We start from the raw sequence: 15,406 nt of genomic DNA on the forward strand, positions 1-15,406 counted from the left end.
ACAGAGGGAGCTGTGTGAGTGGCTTACTGGATCAGCCCGAACTCACGGGCCAGCGCCTTGTAGTCCGCCACCTGCTTCTTCACATAGCCGTCCAGCTCCTCGCCGGTCATGGCGAACGGGAACAGCTCGCGCTGGTCACGCAGCTTGGCGAAGTCCTCGGAGGCCAGCAGCTTGTCGAACGAAGCCTTCCACCAGGCATAGTCCTCGTCGCTGACCTTCGGCCCCAGGTAGAAGCCGCGCACCACCGGCCAGACGATGTCGTAGCCTTGCTCCTTGGCGGTGGGGATGTCCTTCATTTCCGGCTCGTCCAGGCGCTTGTCGGAGAACACCGCGAGGATGCGCATGTTGCCGCTCTGGATATGCGGCATGGAGTCGGAGATGTCGGTGGAGCCGACCTGGATGTGCCCGCCGAGCAGCGCGGTGGCGATTTCGCCGCCGCCTTCCAGGGCCACGTAGCGCAGGTCGCGCGGGTTGATCCCGGCGGCCTTGGCGATCAGCGCGGTCTGCATCCAGTCCTGGCTGCCGACGGTGCCGCCGGAGCCGATCACCACCTTGCTCGGGTCTTTCTTCAGCGCCGCGACCAGGTCGTCGAGGGTCTTGTAGGGCGAGTCGCTCTTCACCGCGATGGCGCCATAGCTGGTGCCGACGGCCGCCAGCCACTTCACCGCGTTCTCGTCGAAACGGCCGAACTTGCCCTGGGCCAGGTTCAGCAGCGAGCCGCTGGACCAGGCCACCAACGTGCCGGCGTCAGCCGGGCGCTGGGCGACCACGGCGTTGTAGGCCACCGCACCGACACCGCCGGGCATGTAGGTCACGCGCATGGGCTTGCTGAGGATCTTCTCGTTGACCAGGGCGCTCTGCACCAGCTTGCAGGTCAGGTCGAAACCGCCACCGGGCGAGGCCGGGGCGATGCATTCGGGGCGTTTCGGTTCGGCGGCCAGGGCGTTGCCGGCCAGCAGCAGGCAACCAGTGGCCAGGACGAGGCGGCGCAGTGAAAAGGTCATCGTCTATCTCCGTGAACGTTGTTGTTATGGGTTACCACAGAGCCACGCTGTAGCTCACCAGCAGCCGCACTTCGTCCGCGTCGCGGGTGAAGTTGGAGCGGAAGGTGGCGTTGCGCAGGCGCACGGCGACGTTCTTCAACGGGCCGCTTTGTACCACGTACTTCAGTTCGGTGTTGCGTTCCCACTCCTTGCCCTCGCCACCGGCGGCGCGGCTGACGTTGTCGCCACTGATGTAGCGGGTCATGAAGGTCAGACCGGGGATGCCGAGGGCTGCGAAGTTGTAGTCGTAGCGTGCCTGCCAGGAGCGTTCGTCGGCGCCGGCGAAGTCGTTGATCTGGACGAAGTTGACCAGGTACGGGTCGGCGCCATCGACGTAGGGGAAGGCGCTGTCACCGGACAACTGCTGCCAGGCACCGCTGACCTTGTGCCCGCCCAGGGTGTAGCTGAGCATGCCGTTGACGGTGGTGTTGTCGATCTTGCCGGCCTTGGCCGCGCCGGCGTCGTCGCTGATCGCCAGGCGCAGGTCGGCGCCAAAGGTGCCCGGGCCCCAGGGCTGGGTGGCGAGCAGGCCGATGAAGTGCTGGCGGTAGATGTCGTCGAGCTGGGCGAAGTGGTAGCTGCCGGTGATGCGGTCGGTGAACTGGTAGTCCAGGCCGCCCATGTCGAAGTTGTCGGCACTGAAGGTGCCACCGAAGCGGCCATTCTTGTTGTTCAGGGCCAGGTCTTCCCAGTTGCTGTCGTCGCGGTCCTTGGCTTTTTCCAGGCGCCCGCCGGTGAAGGTCAGGCCCTTGATCTCCTTCGAGGTGACCAGGCCGCCTTCGAAGGTCTGCGGCAGGATGCGCCCGTCGTTGGGCTGCAGGGTGGGCAGTTCGGGGATCAGCGTGCCGATCTTCAGCTCGGTCTGCGAGACCTTGACCTTGCCGGTGAGGCCCAGCTTGGAGTACTCGTCGGCCGCCTTGCCGTTGTCGTGGGTGGGCAGCAGGCCGGTGCCCGTGCGGTCCTTGCTGGAGTCGAGCTTGACCCCGACCATGCCCAGCGCGTCCAGGCCGAAGCCCACGGTGCCCTCGGTGTAGCCGGACTCGAAATTGAGCATGAACCCCTGGGCCCATTCGTCGCGTTTGGATTGCTGCGCGCTGGTGCCGTCGCGGAAGTCGCGGTTGAAGTACATGTTGCGGGTTTCGAAGGTGGCCGTGCTGTCTTCGAAGAAGGCGGCCTGGCTGATGGGCGCGACACCGGCAAGGGCGACGGCGCTGGCGAGGGCGGAAGGTCGGGCGGCGAATGAACGGATAGGCGCAAACGCCTGCGGCTGCATGGACAGCATCGTCGGTGACTCCATTTATTGTTCTTATGTGTTGCACCTTGCTGGTGCTTTTTGCGGCGCGCGGGGCGACCGTGGTGCGATGCTAGGCAACCAACCTTTCGCTAACCTTTCAGCGTGAAAGGTTTCCGGCGAGGGCTTCACAGCACCCGCCACGGGGTTACACTCCGCGCAAAAAGCCCAGCCGAACAGGGAGAATCCGATGCGTGTGCTGCTGGTCGAAGACCATCTGCAACTGGCCGAAAGCGTGGCCCAGGCCCTCAAGAGCCAGGGCCTGACCGTGGACGTGCTGCATGACGGCGTGGCCGCCGACCTGGCCTTGGCCAGCGAGGACTACGCCGTGGCAGTGCTGGATGTCGGCCTGCCGCGGCTGGACGGTTTCGAGGTGCTGGCGCGTTTGCGCGGACGCGGCAAGACCTTGCCGGTGCTGATGCTCACCGCCCGCAGCGATGTGAAGGACCGTGTGCACGGCCTGAACCTGGGCGCCGACGACTACCTGGCCAAGCCCTTCGAGCTGACCGAGCTGGAAGCGCGGGTCAAGGCCCTGCTGCGCCGCAGCGTGCTTGGTGGCGAGCGCCAGCAGCGCTGCGGCCCGCTGGTCTACGACCTGGATACCCGGCGCTTCAGCCTGGGCAGCGAGCCGCTGACCCTGACCCAGCGCGAGCAGAGCGTGCTCGAGGCGCTGATCGCCCGCCCTGGCCGGGTGATGAGCAAGGAACAGCTGGCGGCCCAGGTGTTCGGCCTCGACGAGGAGGCCAGCCCCGACGCCATCGAGATCTACATCCACCGCCTGCGCAAGAAGCTCGACGGCCACCCGGTGGCCATCGTCACCTTCCGTGGCCTGGGCTATCTGCTCGAGCACCGCGATGCGTGACAACGGCAGCCTGCGCGGGCGTTTGCTGGGCAACCTGGCGCTGCTGCTGGTGGTGCTGATGCTGGCCAGCGGCCTGAGCGCCTACTGGAACGGTCGCGAGGCCGCCGACACCGCCTATGACCGGACCCTGCTGGCGTCGGCACGGACCATCGCCGCCGGCCTGTCGCAGCGCGACGGCACCCTCAGCGCCGATGTGCCCTACGTGGCCCTGGACACCTTTGCCTACGACAGTGCCGGGCGTATCTACTACCAGGTGCTGGACATCCACCAGAAGCTGATTTCCGGCTACGAGAACCTGCCGCCTCCGCCGCCGGGCACGCCGCGCACCGACGACTATCCGGCGCTGGCGCGCTTCTACAACGCCACCTACCTGGGCCAGGACGTGCGCGTGGTCAGCCTGCTCAAGGCGGTGAGCGAACCGAACATGAACGGCATGGCCGAGATCCGCGTGGCCGAGACCGAGGAGGCACGGGTGCGCATGGCTCGCGGGCTGATGGCCGACACCCTGCTGCGCCTGGGCATGCTGGCCTTCGGCGCGCTGGTGATGGTGTGGTTCGCGGTGAGTGCCGCGCTGCGCCCGCTGGAGCGCTTGCGCACGGCGGTGGAGGAGCGCCAGCCGGACGACCTGCGTGCTCTGCCGGTGGTCCAGGTGCAGCGCGAGCTGGGGCCGCTGGTGCGCGGGCTGAATCACTTCACCGAGCGCTTGCGGGGGCAGTTCGAGCGCCAGGCGCAGTTCATCGCCGACGCCGCCCACGAGCTGCGCACGCCGCTGGCGGCGCTCAAGGCGCGGGTCGAACTGGGTTTGCGCTCACAGCAGCCCGATGAATGGCGCAAGACCCTGGAGGCAGCGGCCCAGGGCACCGACCGACTCACCCACCTGGCCAACCAGCTGCTGTCGTTGGCACGGGTGGAGAACGGCGCCCGGGCCATCGCCGAGGGCGGCGCCCAGCGCCTGGACCTGAGCCAGTTGGCCCGCGAACTGGGCATGGCCATGGCGCCCCTGGCCCATGCCCGCGGCGTCGCCCTGGCGCTGGAGGCCGAGGCGCCGGTGTGGCTCAAGGGCGAGCCGACCTTGCTCAACGAACTGCTCAGCAACCTGGTGGACAATGCCCTGGCCCACACCCCGCCCGGTGGCGACGTAGTCCTGCGGGTACTGGCGCCGGCCGTGCTCGAAGTCGAGGACGACGGGCCGGGGATTCCCGAGGACGAGCGTGAGCGGGTGTTCGAGCGCTTCTACCGACGCAGCGCGCAGGGTAGCGGGCTGGGGTTGGCCATCGTCGGCGAGATCTGCCGGGCGCACCTGGCGCAGATCAGCCTGCACGACGGCGAGCGGGGCGGGCTGAAGGTGCGGGTGAGTTTTATCGCGGATTGATGTGTTGTCCCTACAGCCCTATTCGCGGGTAAACCCGCTCCCACAGGGAGGCTGGTGACTGTGGGAGCGGGTTTACCCGCGAAGGGGGCGGCGCATACGGGGCTCGATCAGCGCAGCATGCTGCGCGCATCCAGCAGCTCGGCGATATCCAGCTCGGTGCCATAGGGCAGCCCCAGGTGGCGGTAGGCGGGCAGGGCGGCCAGGGGCCGGCTGCGTTCGCGCTGGCTGATGCAGCGGGCGATCTGCACGATGTCGATGTAGTCGATCTGGTCGGTGCGCCGGTCCAGGTCCTGCACCTGACTGGGCACATTGACCAACTGCTCGGGGAATTCCCAGGCGCTGAGAATCTTGTCGCCCAGCACCGGTTGGATCTGCTCGATCACGAAATGCAGGCAGATCGGGTCGGACAGCAGCTCGTTGTGCTCCTCGGCATAGATCAGCACCGGCAGGGCGCCGATCTGGTGCACCAGGCCGCCGAGGGTGGCCTGGTCGGGCTTGAGCTGGGTGTAGCGTCGGCACAGTTCATAGCTGATGCCTGCGACTTCCAGGCTGTTGGCCCAGATATCCCGCAGCTTGTGTTCCACCGCCGGGGCGCGGGCATGGAAGATCTGCTCGATCACCAGGCCGATGGCCAGGTTGCAGCTGTAGTTGATGCCCAGGCGGGTGATGGCGGTGTGCAGGTCGGTGACTTCGACGGCGGCGCGCATCAGCGGGCTGTTGACCACCTTGATCAGGCGGGCCGACAGCGCGGCGTCGCGGCCGATCACCTTGCTCAGGGCGGAAACGCTGATCTCGCTGTCTTCGGCGGCTTCGCGGATGCTCAGGGCGACTTCCGGCAGCGTCGGCAGGACCAGGTCGTCCCGGTCGATGGCGGCGAGCAGTTGCGCTTGGACCTTCTCGGCCAGCTTGTTCATGGACTTCTCTACGGCAAAGGTGGTGCTGCCCCGGCATAAAGCCGGGGCGGGCTGGTCAGCGCTGGATTTCCCGGTCGCGGTCCAGTTCGTAAGGCAGGTCGAGCAGCGTCAGGCGCGGGCCTTCCAGGCTGCCCAGGTGCAGGTTGTCGTCCGCCACCGCCTCGGCGCTGAGCACGGCCAGCAGTTCGACGGCGCTGCCGGTGCTGGCCCCGATCACCACTTCGCCGACCGACGAGCCGTGGGTCGGCGAGAAGATCTCGGCGCCCGGCTGGGGTACCGCTGTCTCGGCCAGCGCCAGGCGATATTGGCGGCGCTTGAGCTTGCCCAGGTATTGCATGCGGGCGACGATTTCCTGGCCGGTGTAGCAGCCTTTCTTGAAGCTCACGCCATCGACGGCCTGCAGGTTGATCATCTGCGGGATGAACAGCTCGCGGGTCGGGCCCATGACCTGGCCGATGCCGGCGCGGACCTGGCCCAGCAGCCAGTCGTTGAGCGTGCCCTCAGGCAGCAAGGCTGCGAGTTTTTCACCAACGGCGGCAGCCTGGTCGGCAGGCGCCCACAGTTCGACCCGGCCGGCCGAGGCGCGGACGGCGATCAGCCCATCATGTCGGGCGGTCGCGCCGGCCTCGTCCGCCACGGACAGGCCCAGCGCCTGCAGGGCGGCGTCGCCCTGCTGCAGGCCGAAGCGCGTCCAGGCGGCGCTGTCGTCGACCAGCGTGGCCTTGGAGAACACCGCGTACTTCTTCAGGTCGGCAAGCTGCGCCGCGAGCAGTTCGCTGGCCATGGCCAGCAGGTAGCCATTGCCCTCGGGCAGGATACGGAAGCTCGACTGCATGCGCCCCTTGACCATGCAACGGGCGCCAAGGCTCGCGTGCTCGTCGCTGAGGTAACTGATGTTGCAGGTCAGCTGACCTTGCAGGAACTTGCCGGCGTCGGAGCCGCGGACGGCGAGGATGCCCTCATGGGAGAGGGTACAGAAGAAAGCGGAATCGGCCATGGGTCATCGCGGTAGCTAAAGACTGGCGGCCATCATAGAACGCCGGTAACAAAATAGGTAGGTGACTAGACCAACGCCTTGTGCCGCTTTGTCCGCTGCACGGTATACTGCGCGACCACTCGAGGAGGGCCCCATGGTCGAACAAACTGAACTCAACCGGCTTTTCTGGCACAGCCGCCGCGGCATGCTGGAACTGGACGTGCTGCTGGTACCTTTCACCCAGGAGGTCTACCCGAGCCTGAGCGAAGCCGACCGCGAGCTGTATCGTCGCCTGCTGACCTGCGAGGATCAGGACATGTTCGGCTGGTTCATGGAACGCAGCGAGTCCGAAGACCCGGAGCTGCAGCGCATGGTTCGCATCATCCTGGACCGTGTCCAGCCCAAGTGAATGCTTCGAGTGCCGTTGGCAAGGCTCGCGCCTGCTGCTGACGGCCTACCTCGCCAGCCTGGCGCTGGCACTGCTTACCCTCGCGCTGATGGCGCTGCCCGGTTGGCTGCGCGGCCTGCTGGTCATCGCCTGTCTTGCCCACGCCTGCTGGGCCATTCCCCGGCGAATCCTGCTGATACACCCCGAGGCCATCACCGGCCTGCGCCGTGACCCACGTGGTTGGCTTCTATATAGCCGCGCGCGGGGCTGGCAGTTGGCGCGCCTGTGCAGGGACAGCGTCGCACTGCCCAACCTGGTGGTACTGCGGTTCGTGCCCAAGGGGCACAGGTTCAGCCAGAGCCAGTGCATCCCCAGGGACGCACTGGATCGTGAGGCGCACCGGCGATTGCGGGTGCGCCTGAAGTTCAGCCGGCGCCGCTGGGCCGCGCCGGCCTGACCCTCAGACCCCCTGCGGGATCTCTTCGCCGCCCAGGGCTTCGAACAGCACTGGCAGGAACTCGGTGAAGGTCATCATCATCAGCTGGAAGCTGGCGTCGAACTGTTGCTGGGCCTCGTCGCCGCCATCCTGCTCGGCCTGCTCCTGCAGCAGTTCCTCGAACTTCAGGCGCTTGATCACCATCTTGTCGTCGAGCACGAACGACAGCTTGTCCTGCCAGGCCAGGGCCAGCTGGGTGACCAGCTTGCCAGTGCTCAGGTGCAGCTGGATTTCCTCGCTGGTCAGGTCCTGGCGCTTGCAGCGCACGATGCCGCCGTCCTCGGCGGTGTCGCGCAGTTCGCACTCGTCGAGGACAAAGAAGCCCTCGGCGGCCTTTTGCGACTTGACCCAGTCGGTCATGGTCGCGCTCGGCGCGATCTTCACGGTGGCCGGGCGCACCGGCAGCGAGCCGATCACTTCACGCAGGGTCGACAGCAGGTCTTCAGCGCGCTTGGCGCTGGCCGAGTTGACCAGGATCATGCCCAGGCGCGGGGCGATGGCGGCGAAGATCATCGAGCGGCGGATGAAGGCACGCGGCAGGAAGGCCTGGATGATCTCGTCCTTGATCTGGTCGCGTTCCTTTTTATAGACCTTGCGCATCTGCTCGGTCTCGATCTCCTCGACCTTCTCCTTGACCGCGTCGTTGACCACGCTGCTGGGCAGGATGCGTTCTTCCTTACGGGCGGCGATCAGCATGAACTCGCCACTGACGTGGACCAGGGGGGCGTCCTCGCCCTTGCCGAACGGCGCGACGAAACCGTAGGTGGTCAGTTCCTGGCTGGCGCAGGGGCGGGCCGGCTTGCTGGCCAGGGCGGCCTCCAGGGCCTCGGCCTCGAACGGTACTTCCTGGGTCAGGCGATAGGACAGCAGGTTCTTGAACCACATGAGGGGGAATCTCTCCTTAATACATAAGGCGGGCATTATTCTCCGAGGGGCGGTTCCAGGCCAACCCTGTCATAGGGCCAGCAGTCATATAGAGAGGAAGAAAATCGCGGCGCGGCTAGGTCTTTGAAAGGCCTGGAAATTTTTTTCAGAAATTTTGAAAAAAGTGCTTGCCAGGGTAGGAGGTCCTCCGTAGAATGCGCGCCACACCGAGACGAAGGGTGATTAGCTCAGCCGGGAGAGCATCTGCCTTACAAGCAGAGGGTCGGCGGTTCGATCCCGTCATCACCCACCACTCGATGTATAGCGCGGCGGTAGTTCAGTCGGTTAGAATACCGGCCTGTCACGCCGGGGGTCGCGGGTTCGAGTCCCGTCCGCCGCGCCATATTTAGCTTCCAGGGCCCACTGAACACCCGGAAGCAACAGAGAAAGCGACCTTAGGGTCGCTTTTTTTGTTTCTGGCATTGCGCCAGAATGCCCCTGTCCGCCGCATGTGGCCAGCAGGCCCCGCGTCGGTTCCTATCGCAAGCCAGAGACCGATCATGCAGGATGCCAGCCTCTCCAACGCCCCCACCCATTCCACGCCACTGCTCGGTATCGACCTCGGCACCACCAACAGCCTGATTGCCGTCTGGCAGGGCGGTGAAGCCCGGCTGATCCCTAATGCCGTGGGTGAAGTGCTCACCCCTTCGGTGGTCAGTGTCGATGACGACGGCTCGATCCTGGTCGGCCAGGCCGCCCGGGCGCGATTGACCACGCACCCCGAGCGCTCCGCGGCGGCGTTCAAGCGCTTCATGGGTAGCGACAAGCGCTACACGCTGGGGGAGCATCGATTCACGCCTGAAGAATTGTCTGCACTGGTGCTGGGTGCGTTGAAACAGGATGCCGAGGCGTACCTGGGCTGCGCGGTCAACGAGGCGGTGATTTCGGTACCGGCGTATTTCAGCGACGAGCAGCGCAAGCGCACGGTGTTCGCGGCTGAATTGGCCGGGCTGAAGGTCCAGCGGCTGATCAACGAGCCGACCGCCGCGGCCATGGCCTATGGCCTGCACGAGCAGAAGTTCGAGCGCACCCTGGTGTTCGACCTGGGCGGCGGCACCTTCGATGTCACCGTGCTGGAGTACGCCTTGCCGCTGATCGAGGTGCATGCCTCCACCGGTGACAATTACCTGGGCGGCGAGGATTTCACCGAAGCGTTGTTGCAGGCCTGCCTGCGCGACTGGAACCTCAAGGTCGAGGAGCTGGCCCCCCAGGCCCTGGCCAGCCTGCATGACGCCATCGAACAGCTCAAGCGCGAGGCGGGCGAGGGCAGCCGCGTGCTGGACTGGCACGATGGCGTGCAGCCCCGCGAGTGGCGGTTGGACGACCTCAAGCTGCAGGCGATCTGGGCGCCTTTGCTGACCCGGGTGCGTGCGCCCATCGAGCAGGCCCTGCGCGATGCCCGGCTGAGCCCACGCGAGCTGGACAGCCTGGTGCTGGTAGGCGGCGCCACGCGCATGCCGCAGGTGCAGCAACTGGTGGCCAAGCTGTTCGGCCGCCTGCCGTACCGGCACCTTGACCCGGACACCATTGTCGCCCTCGGCGCGGCTAGCCAGGCCGCCTGCAAGGCCCGCGACGCGGCCATCGACGAATTGATCCTGACCGATGTCTGCCCCTACACCCTCGGTGTGGCCTCGTCCCGGGGCGAGGACGTCACCGGCGCGTTCTCGCCGATCATCGAGCGCAACACGGTGATCCCCACCTCGAAGGTGCAGCGCTTCTACAGCAGCCACCCGGAGCAGAAGTTCGTGCGCATCGCCGTGTACCAGGGCGAGCGGCCGTGGGTGCGCGACAACATCCTGGTGGACAGTTTCGAGATCCCCTTGCAGTCGACCGGCGAGATCCAGTCGCTGGACGTGCGTTTCAGCTACGACATCAACGGTCTGCTGGAAGTGGATGTGACCTTCCTCGAAAGCGGCCAGAAGCACAGCCACAGCATCGACCGCAGCCCCACCGGGCTGGATGCCGAGACGCGCCTGGCCAGTGAAGAGCGCCTGGCGCGGCTGAAGATCCACCCGCGCGACACGCTGCCCAACCGTACCCTGCTGGCCCGCCTGGAGCGGGCCTGGATGCAGAGCCTGGGCGACGAGCGCGAGCTGATCGGCAACTGGCTGGACGCCTTCAACGCCGTGCTCGCCGGGCAGCAGGCCGGTGAGATCAGCCGTGAGCGCCAGGCGTTGAGCCAGGCGCTCGACGAGCTGCGCTACTGACCGTTCAGGCGCCGCAGGGTAGCCTGCAGGCTGTCATCGAGCAGCGCCTGCTGGCCCGGTTGCGAGCCGTAGCGGTTCGGCAGCCGGTCACCGGGCAGCCCCAGCAGCAACAGCGGCAGTACCGGAAGCACCCTGCTCAGCACGAGCAGCAGGATCAGCGCCGGGATACCCTGGCCAAGGTCGCGCAGGCGCCTGAGGAAGGCGCTGATCAACAACAGCACCGTGACCAGCATCAACACCGGCAGCGTGAGCATCATGCTGGCGCAGAGGGCGGCGGCGGCCAGGTTCAAGGCGAATCCTGAGCGGTTCAGGCGGCTATTGAGCTTCCATACGGCCCAGAATTTCGCCGGAGGGTGCTGCAGGGCATTGCGCAGCATGCGCTCGCTCCACGACAGCACGGCCATGATTGCACAGCGCAGGCCCGGGTCCTGCTGCGGGTCGTCCTTGATCTTCTGCAAGGCGCGCAGGGCGCGCAGCTTCGGCGGCGCGCAATCGTTGTACAGGCTGTCCAGGGCGTCGAGCACGTCATTGAGCGCACGGCTGTCGACGCCGTGGGCATGGGCGAGTTCGGCCGGTGGATGCTTGGTCTTGCCTTGCAGCAAGCCGTTGCGCAGCGCCTCGAACCATTCGTCCTGCGGGGCCAGCGCTTCCAGGCGCTGGCGCAGACGTTCACGCTGCTCGGTGTCCAGGGAGCGGTCATGGTGCAGCACGGCGCAAAACAGCAGGTAACCCAGAGGATGGTCGTTGCCCAGGCTGCCATCGTCATGCTCCAGGCAGGCCAGCAATTGCGCTGCATCCGGTAGACGTGTGCTGTTCAGGGCTTGATGCAGGGTCAGCAACCGCGCTGAAACCACCGCCTGTACAGGGTCGCGGGTGTCCAGGCTGCCGAGCAGGCCACTGCTGCCGTCGGGGCTGGGCAGCAACTGGCAGAGCAGGGCGTGCAGCGGGGCGAACGGATGCCCGGCCGGGTAGTGCAGCTGGCTCGGCAGGGCCGGGTCGATCAGGGTCAGCCAGCGTGACGGCTGCTCCAGCAGGGCGAGCATGAACAATTGCTGGCGATGCCAGTTCCACAGCGACTCACCTTCAGGCATCGCCGGCAGCAGCACACCGGTCTCGGCGAGGTTGCCCTGCAGTTGCAAGGCGAACGGCGTGGTGAACAGGCGGCGCATGTCGAAGCGCACATTCAGGGCATGCAGGGCGTGGGCCGGGTAGACCCGCATGCGCCGCAGCCATTCGCGACAGACCGGGCGGATGGCGTCCTCGGTCAAGGCCTCGGGCAGGGCCGCCACCGGGTCGTCGCTGGCGCAGAAATCCACCAGCGCCTTGACCACCGGGGCCTGTTCAAGCCAGTGCAGTTGCTGGCGGGCCTGGCGCTGGAAGCCTTCGAGGATCAGCGCGTCGAGGGCATCTTCGGCGAGGGGCTGGGCGAGAACCTGGCGCAGCAGGCCGGCTTCCCCGCGTTGTAGCGCCCAGGCCTGCCAGTACAGGCGGTGCAGGTCGTGGTCCTGCGGGTCCTGCAACAGCCAGGCGAGCAGCGGCAGTTCGTCGTCGCCGTCCAGCCGCCAGTCGACAAAGGTCGCGGCGATGCCTTGCAGCTCCAGGCGCGAGGCTTCGGACCAGCGCGCCAGGGTCTGCGGGGATTGCCCGGGGCTGCCCCAGTTCTGCGCGGGGTCGTCCAGCTCGGCGGGCCAGCCGGCCGGGGTGTGCAGGCGGTCGAAGGCCTGGATCAGCAACGGCAGGCGCTGGGGCTGGTGACGGGCGCAGAGGTCGATCAGCCAGCGTTCGGCCTGGGGGTGCTGGTGTTCGCGGTACAGCCGCAGCCAGCAGTCCAGGGCCTGTTGCTCGGCGCCCAGGGCATCGGCCTGGCGGGCCAGCAGGTAGAGCAGGTCGGCATCGTCCGGGGCCTGTTGCTGGCGCGCCTGGAGCAGGTCGTGGAAGGTCCTGCTGGCGATGCCGGCCTGGCAGAATTGCACCAGCAGGCGTTGCACCAGGGCCGGGTCATCCGGCATGGCCAGGCAGGTATGCACGCCGGCGAACTGCTCGTATTCGAACAGTGGGCGCTGCTGGTAGCAGTATTCAAGGCTGCGGAAATACCACAGGCTTTCCATCTGTGCGCTGGCCGGCCAGTCGCGCATGCAGGCGGTGTCGAAGGGGTCGGGCTCTTCCAGGCGGTCGAGGAAAGCTTCCACTTCGTGGCGGTCGTCCAGGCGCAGCAGCTGTTCGGCCCAGCCCAGGCGCCGGGCCAGCAGGCCCGCGCAGTGGTGGGACAGCGGTCCGCAGTCGCGCAGGGTGTGCAGCAGTTGCCAGCCGAGGTCGTCCAGTTCGTCCAGCGGCAACTCGTCCAGTTCGGCGATAAAGCGCTGCCAGGCTTGTGGGTCGAAGCGCAGGGACGGCTCCTCAAGCAGGGTGTGGAACTGCTTGAGTGCTGGATGAGGGGCATTCTCTTCGAGTGTTGGCTCAGCCTCGCTGGGCGCCTGCTCGCGGGCCAGGCGCAGGGCTTCCTCGTAGGCTGCCCGCAGCGCCTGGAAACCTTCGGGGTCGGTTTCCGGGTGGTGCGAGGGCAGGCGGCCGCGATAGGCCAGGCGGATGGTGTCCAGGTCCTGGGTCGGTTCGATCCCCAGGCGAATCCAGCAACTCATGACCAGCAGTCCTCTTCCAGCGTGGTGGGCCGTGCGGGCTCGGGCAGGGGCATGTCCCAGGGCAGCCCGGCCAGCAGGTCATGGGCGCCGAGGCGCAGGTTGAGCACGATGCAGCGATTCCAGTGCTCGCAGCCCTGGCGCTCGAGGTTGGCGGCCAGGGTCTCGTCGCTGCTGTCGCTGGCATTCCACAGCGCCTTGCCGAACAGGTAGCCGGCCAGGTAGCCGTCCCAGCGGTTGTAGTAATGGCGGGCGCGCAGGGCCAGGCGATAGTGCAGGTAGAGGCTCTCGTCGCGATCGATCAGGCCTTTCTTGACGCCGGCACGCAACAGGAAACCCATGCGCCCCAGGTCCCAGGCCCGGGTGCCGCCCGGGCCACAGTCGGGGAAGGTGCGGGCGGCGTATTCGTGGCGGATGCGCTCGCGTGGAGACAGGGTGTCGAGCAGGGCTTGCCACTGGCTGGGCAGGCAGCGCTGGTATTGCCAGTAGGCCTCGCTCATCTCGGTGGCGTGGCCGTTGTCGGCCATGCTGAGCATGTCCAGCAACTGGGCGCGGTTGCTGATGCCCCACCAGCGCTCGAGGTCGGTCTGGTCTTCGCCCTCGAAATAGTCGGGGGCGGTGTAGCTGGCGCCGTTGAGGGCGGCCATGGGGGCGGAGAGGGCATGCAGCCAGTGCTGCGCGGTTTCGTCCATGAAAGGGGTCCTGGAGGCGCGGGGAACTGGCGGGGATTGTATAGGAAGATGCCTGCCGGGTTGTCAGGGATAGGTCCCGAGTCGATAGGCCTCGGCCACCTCGCGGAGCACCTCGCACACCCATTGCGCCGGCAGGCTCTGGGGCAGGGCCGCATTGCGGCAGATGCCCACCGACCCGCCCGGTTCGCGCACACCGAGGTCGAGTTCGGCCAACTCACCACGCCCGAAGTCGATCAGCACGGCGTCCCGTGGCGCCACCCAGACCGCCTCGCTGCCCAGCACATAGCGCCTGCTCAGGGCCAGCGACAAGGTTTCCAGGCGCTGTGCCGGCAGCGGGATCGCGCATTGCACGAACAGGCTGTCGGCATGCTGGCGAATGGTCGTCCCCGGTGGCGGCAGCACCAGCGGATAATCACCGACCTGCCTGCGCTCGACGGGCTGCTGCGCCAGCAGTGGATGCCCGGGCCGCACCACCAGGGTCATCGACTCGCTGTACAGGTGCTCGAACGACAGCCCCTGGATCTGCGGGCTGTCGGTCATCCGCCCGACCACCAGTTCCAGCTCCCCCAGGTGCAACTGGCCGAGCAACTGGGCGCTGGCCCCGGTCACCACGCTGATCAGCAACGCCTCGTGACGTTGGTGCAGGCGGCACAGCACCTCGGGCATCAGCAGCCCTTCGACCGTCGACAGCACGCCGATGCGCACCTGCGACGGCGCTCGCGCCTCGCCGCGGACACTGCCGACCCCGTCGCGCAACGCCTGCACGCTGGGGCCGGCGTAGCGCATGAAGCGCGTGCCGGCCGGGGTCAGGGTCACGCCGTTGTGGCCGCGCTCGAACAGGCGTGCCTCGAGCAGCTCCTCCAGTTCCTTGAGGGTCTTGGAGATCGCCGGCTGGCTGATCGCAAGCACGTCGGCGGCTCTGGCCAGGCTGCCCTGCCGGGCAATCTCCAGGAAGCACAGCAGGTGCCGGAACTTGATGCGGGTATCGAGGTTCATGCCCGGCAGTGTATCCGTGCGGGCCAGACCTGCAACGTCTGGGTGATCTTCGTCACTGGGCGGCGGTTCCTCCCTTGCAGGCGAAGCCCCGAACCTTTAGCGTGTGCCGCTTCGATGCATGGAGCAGCGCTATGGCCGCCTACCTGACCCAGGACCTGGTCCTTGAACTGGGCGATGAAACGCCCGAAGACACCACCATGAACATGCTGACCTTCCGTCAGCGTGGCACCACCCTGGTGATCGCCCGCAGTCCGCTGGCGGCCGGGCAGACGCTGGAGGCGCTTTACCAGCAGCAACTGGCGCAGTTGCGTGAGCGCCTGGGGGCGGTCATCAGCGAACCACAGCCGGTCAGCGCAGGCGTCGATCGCGGCATCCACGGCCTGGAAGTCAGCCTGCAATTCAAGCGCGGCGAAGTGGTCTCGTACCAGCGTCAGTTGGCCTACGCGCCAAGCGGGCAGGCCCGTTTCGTGGCAGTCAGCTATAGCAAGGAAACACCACTGGAGGCGGTTGATCTGGCCCATTGGGAAGCCATCAAGGCAGGTTTGCGGCTGAACTGATTACCCGCGGCAAGAGCCGGGCACTGGCCGGGGGCATGCCCCGGCAGGCTGA

The 15,406-nt window shown here is 66.8% G+C and carries 14 protein-coding genes and 2 tRNA genes; 8 read left to right on the forward strand and 8 right to left on the reverse strand.

Annotated elements, in window-relative coordinates; genetic code table 11:
- Nucleotides 1–23 precede the first annotated feature (23 nt).
- The gene (locus LU671_RS12050; RefSeq protein WP_028690165.1) at nt 24–1,004 is read right to left on the reverse strand and encodes a Bug family tripartite tricarboxylate transporter substrate binding protein; all 981 of its coding nucleotides are present in this window, start codon (nt 1,002–1,004) and stop codon (nt 24–26) included.
- A gap of 31 nt (nt 1,005–1,035) precedes the next feature.
- Entirely contained in the window at nt 1,036–2,325 is a 1,290-nt protein-coding gene (locus LU671_RS12055; RefSeq protein ID WP_203647813.1) for an OprD family porin, read from the reverse strand.
- A gap of 199 nt (nt 2,326–2,524) precedes the next feature.
- Between LU671_RS12055 and LU671_RS12060 the strand changes: the two genes are divergently transcribed.
- Together LU671_RS12060 and LU671_RS12065 are read left to right on the forward strand one after the other, a co-directional pair.
- Nucleotides 2,525–3,196 (forward strand): response regulator, encoded by a 672-nt coding sequence (locus LU671_RS12060; RefSeq protein WP_028690163.1) that lies wholly within the window; start codon nt 2,525–2,527, stop codon nt 3,194–3,196.
- Nucleotides 3,189–4,568 carry a sensor histidine kinase gene (locus tag LU671_RS12065; RefSeq protein WP_203647811.1) on the forward strand — a complete coding sequence of 460 codons (1,380 nt, stop codon included), beginning with the start codon at nt 3,189–3,191 and terminating at the stop codon, nt 4,566–4,568. Before LU671_RS12060 ends, LU671_RS12065 begins: the two co-directional genes overlap by 8 nt.
- A 107-nt stretch (nt 4,569–4,675) precedes the next feature.
- On the opposite strand, the gene LU671_RS12070 is transcribed toward LU671_RS12065, so the two are convergent.
- Both LU671_RS12070 and ygfZ read right to left on the reverse strand, forming a co-directional pair.
- Nucleotides 4,676–5,482: an HDOD domain-containing protein gene (locus LU671_RS12070; protein WP_050703963.1), complete on the reverse strand. Its 807-nt coding sequence runs from the start codon at nt 5,480–5,482 to the stop codon at nt 4,676–4,678.
- Between the two features lie 55 nt (nt 5,483–5,537).
- Nucleotides 5,538–6,479 (reverse strand): CAF17-like 4Fe-4S cluster assembly/insertion protein YgfZ, encoded by a 942-nt coding sequence (gene ygfZ, locus LU671_RS12075; protein ID WP_203647810.1) that lies wholly within the window; start codon nt 6,477–6,479, stop codon nt 5,538–5,540.
- Between the two features lie 133 nt (nt 6,480–6,612).
- On the opposite strand from ygfZ, the gene LU671_RS12080 reads away from it, so the two are divergent.
- Nucleotides 6,613–6,867 carry an FAD assembly factor SdhE gene (locus LU671_RS12080; protein ID WP_028690159.1) on the forward strand — a complete coding sequence of 85 codons (255 nt, stop codon included), beginning with the start codon at nt 6,613–6,615 and terminating at the stop codon, nt 6,865–6,867.
- The gene (locus tag LU671_RS12085) at nt 6,851–7,303 is read left to right on the forward strand and encodes a protein YgfX (protein ID WP_232855769.1); all 453 of its coding nucleotides are present in this window, start codon (nt 6,851–6,853) and stop codon (nt 7,301–7,303) included. Before LU671_RS12080 ends, LU671_RS12085 begins: the two co-directional genes overlap by 17 nt.
- A 3-nt stretch (nt 7,304–7,306) precedes the next feature.
- On the opposite strand, the gene rdgC is transcribed toward LU671_RS12085, so the two are convergent.
- Entirely contained in the window at nt 7,307–8,227 is a 921-nt protein-coding gene (gene rdgC / locus LU671_RS12090; RefSeq protein WP_232855770.1) for a recombination-associated protein RdgC, read from the reverse strand.
- Nucleotides 8,228–8,443: 216 nt separating this feature from the next.
- On the opposite strand from rdgC, the gene LU671_RS12095 reads away from it, so the two are divergent.
- The 3 genes from LU671_RS12095 (at nt 8,444) to LU671_RS12105 (ending at nt 10,473) form a co-directional block, all read left to right on the forward strand.
- A tRNA-Val gene (locus tag LU671_RS12095) sits at nt 8,444–8,519 on the forward strand.
- 13 nt (nt 8,520–8,532) lie between these two features.
- A tRNA-Asp gene (locus LU671_RS12100) sits at nt 8,533–8,609 on the forward strand.
- 157 nt (nt 8,610–8,766) lie between these two features.
- Complete coding sequence (locus LU671_RS12105) at nt 8,767–10,473, forward strand: molecular chaperone HscC (RefSeq protein ID WP_232855771.1); 1,707 nt, start codon at nt 8,767–8,769, stop codon at nt 10,471–10,473.
- Here the strand turns inward: LU671_RS12105 and LU671_RS12110 are convergent.
- The 3 genes from LU671_RS12110 to pcaQ all read right to left on the reverse strand — a co-directional run bounded on the left by LU671_RS12110 (nt 10,467) and on the right by pcaQ (nt 14,797).
- Complete coding sequence (locus LU671_RS12110; protein ID WP_232855772.1) at nt 10,467–13,112, reverse strand: J domain-containing protein; 2,646 nt, start codon at nt 13,110–13,112, stop codon at nt 10,467–10,469. The two genes, LU671_RS12105 and LU671_RS12110, sit on opposite strands and share 7 nt — an antisense overlap.
- On the reverse strand, nt 13,109–13,801 hold the full coding sequence (locus LU671_RS12115) for a DUF1266 domain-containing protein (protein WP_232855773.1): 693 nt from the start codon (nt 13,799–13,801) through the stop codon (nt 13,109–13,111). The genes LU671_RS12110 and LU671_RS12115 overlap by 4 nt, the downstream gene beginning before the upstream one ends.
- Before the next feature lie 63 nt (nt 13,802–13,864).
- The gene (pcaQ, locus tag LU671_RS12120; RefSeq protein ID WP_232855774.1) at nt 13,865–14,797 is read right to left on the reverse strand and encodes a pca operon transcription factor PcaQ; all 933 of its coding nucleotides are present in this window, start codon (nt 14,795–14,797) and stop codon (nt 13,865–13,867) included.
- 131 nt (nt 14,798–14,928) lie between these two features.
- On the opposite strand from pcaQ, the gene LU671_RS12125 reads away from it, so the two are divergent.
- Nucleotides 14,929–15,354 (forward strand): DcrB-related protein, encoded by a 426-nt coding sequence (locus LU671_RS12125; protein WP_203647804.1) that lies wholly within the window; start codon nt 14,929–14,931, stop codon nt 15,352–15,354.
- Nucleotides 15,355–15,406: the final 52 nt, after the last annotated feature.

Source organism: Pseudomonas sp. NMI760_13 (genome assembly GCF_021283245.1).
Classification (GTDB): domain Bacteria; phylum Pseudomonadota; class Gammaproteobacteria; order Pseudomonadales; family Pseudomonadaceae; genus Aquipseudomonas; species Aquipseudomonas peradeniyensis.

Coding starts and splice junctions, on each gene's coding strand:
- LU671_RS12105 (WP_232855771.1), top strand. CDS start 8,767: ATGCAGGATGCCAGCCTCTCCAACGCCCCCACCCATTCCACGCCACTG.
- rdgC (WP_232855770.1), bottom strand. CDS start 8,227: ATGTGGTTCAAGAACCTGCTGTCCTATCGCCTGACCCAGGAAGTACCG.
- LU671_RS12070 (WP_050703963.1), bottom strand. CDS start 5,482: ATGAACAAGCTGGCCGAGAAGGTCCAAGCGCAACTGCTCGCCGCCATC.
- LU671_RS12125 (WP_203647804.1), top strand. CDS start 14,929: ATGGCCGCCTACCTGACCCAGGACCTGGTCCTTGAACTGGGCGATGAA.
- LU671_RS12115 (WP_232855773.1), bottom strand. CDS start 13,801: ATGGACGAAACCGCGCAGCACTGGCTGCATGCCCTCTCCGCCCCCATG.
- ygfZ (WP_203647810.1), bottom strand. CDS start 6,479: ATGGCCGATTCCGCTTTCTTCTGTACCCTCTCCCATGAGGGCATCCTC.
- LU671_RS12065 (WP_203647811.1), top strand. CDS start 3,189: ATGCGTGACAACGGCAGCCTGCGCGGGCGTTTGCTGGGCAACCTGGCG.
- LU671_RS12080 (WP_028690159.1), top strand. CDS start 6,613: ATGGTCGAACAAACTGAACTCAACCGGCTTTTCTGGCACAGCCGCCGC.
- LU671_RS12060 (WP_028690163.1), top strand. CDS start 2,525: ATGCGTGTGCTGCTGGTCGAAGACCATCTGCAACTGGCCGAAAGCGTG.
- LU671_RS12110 (WP_232855772.1), bottom strand. CDS start 13,112: ATGAGTTGCTGGATTCGCCTGGGGATCGAACCGACCCAGGACCTGGAC.
- pcaQ (WP_232855774.1), bottom strand. CDS start 14,797: ATGAACCTCGATACCCGCATCAAGTTCCGGCACCTGCTGTGCTTCCTG.
- LU671_RS12055 (WP_203647813.1), bottom strand. CDS start 2,325: ATGCTGTCCATGCAGCCGCAGGCGTTTGCGCCTATCCGTTCATTCGCC.
- LU671_RS12050 (WP_028690165.1), bottom strand. CDS start 1,004: ATGACCTTTTCACTGCGCCGCCTCGTCCTGGCCACTGGTTGCCTGCTG.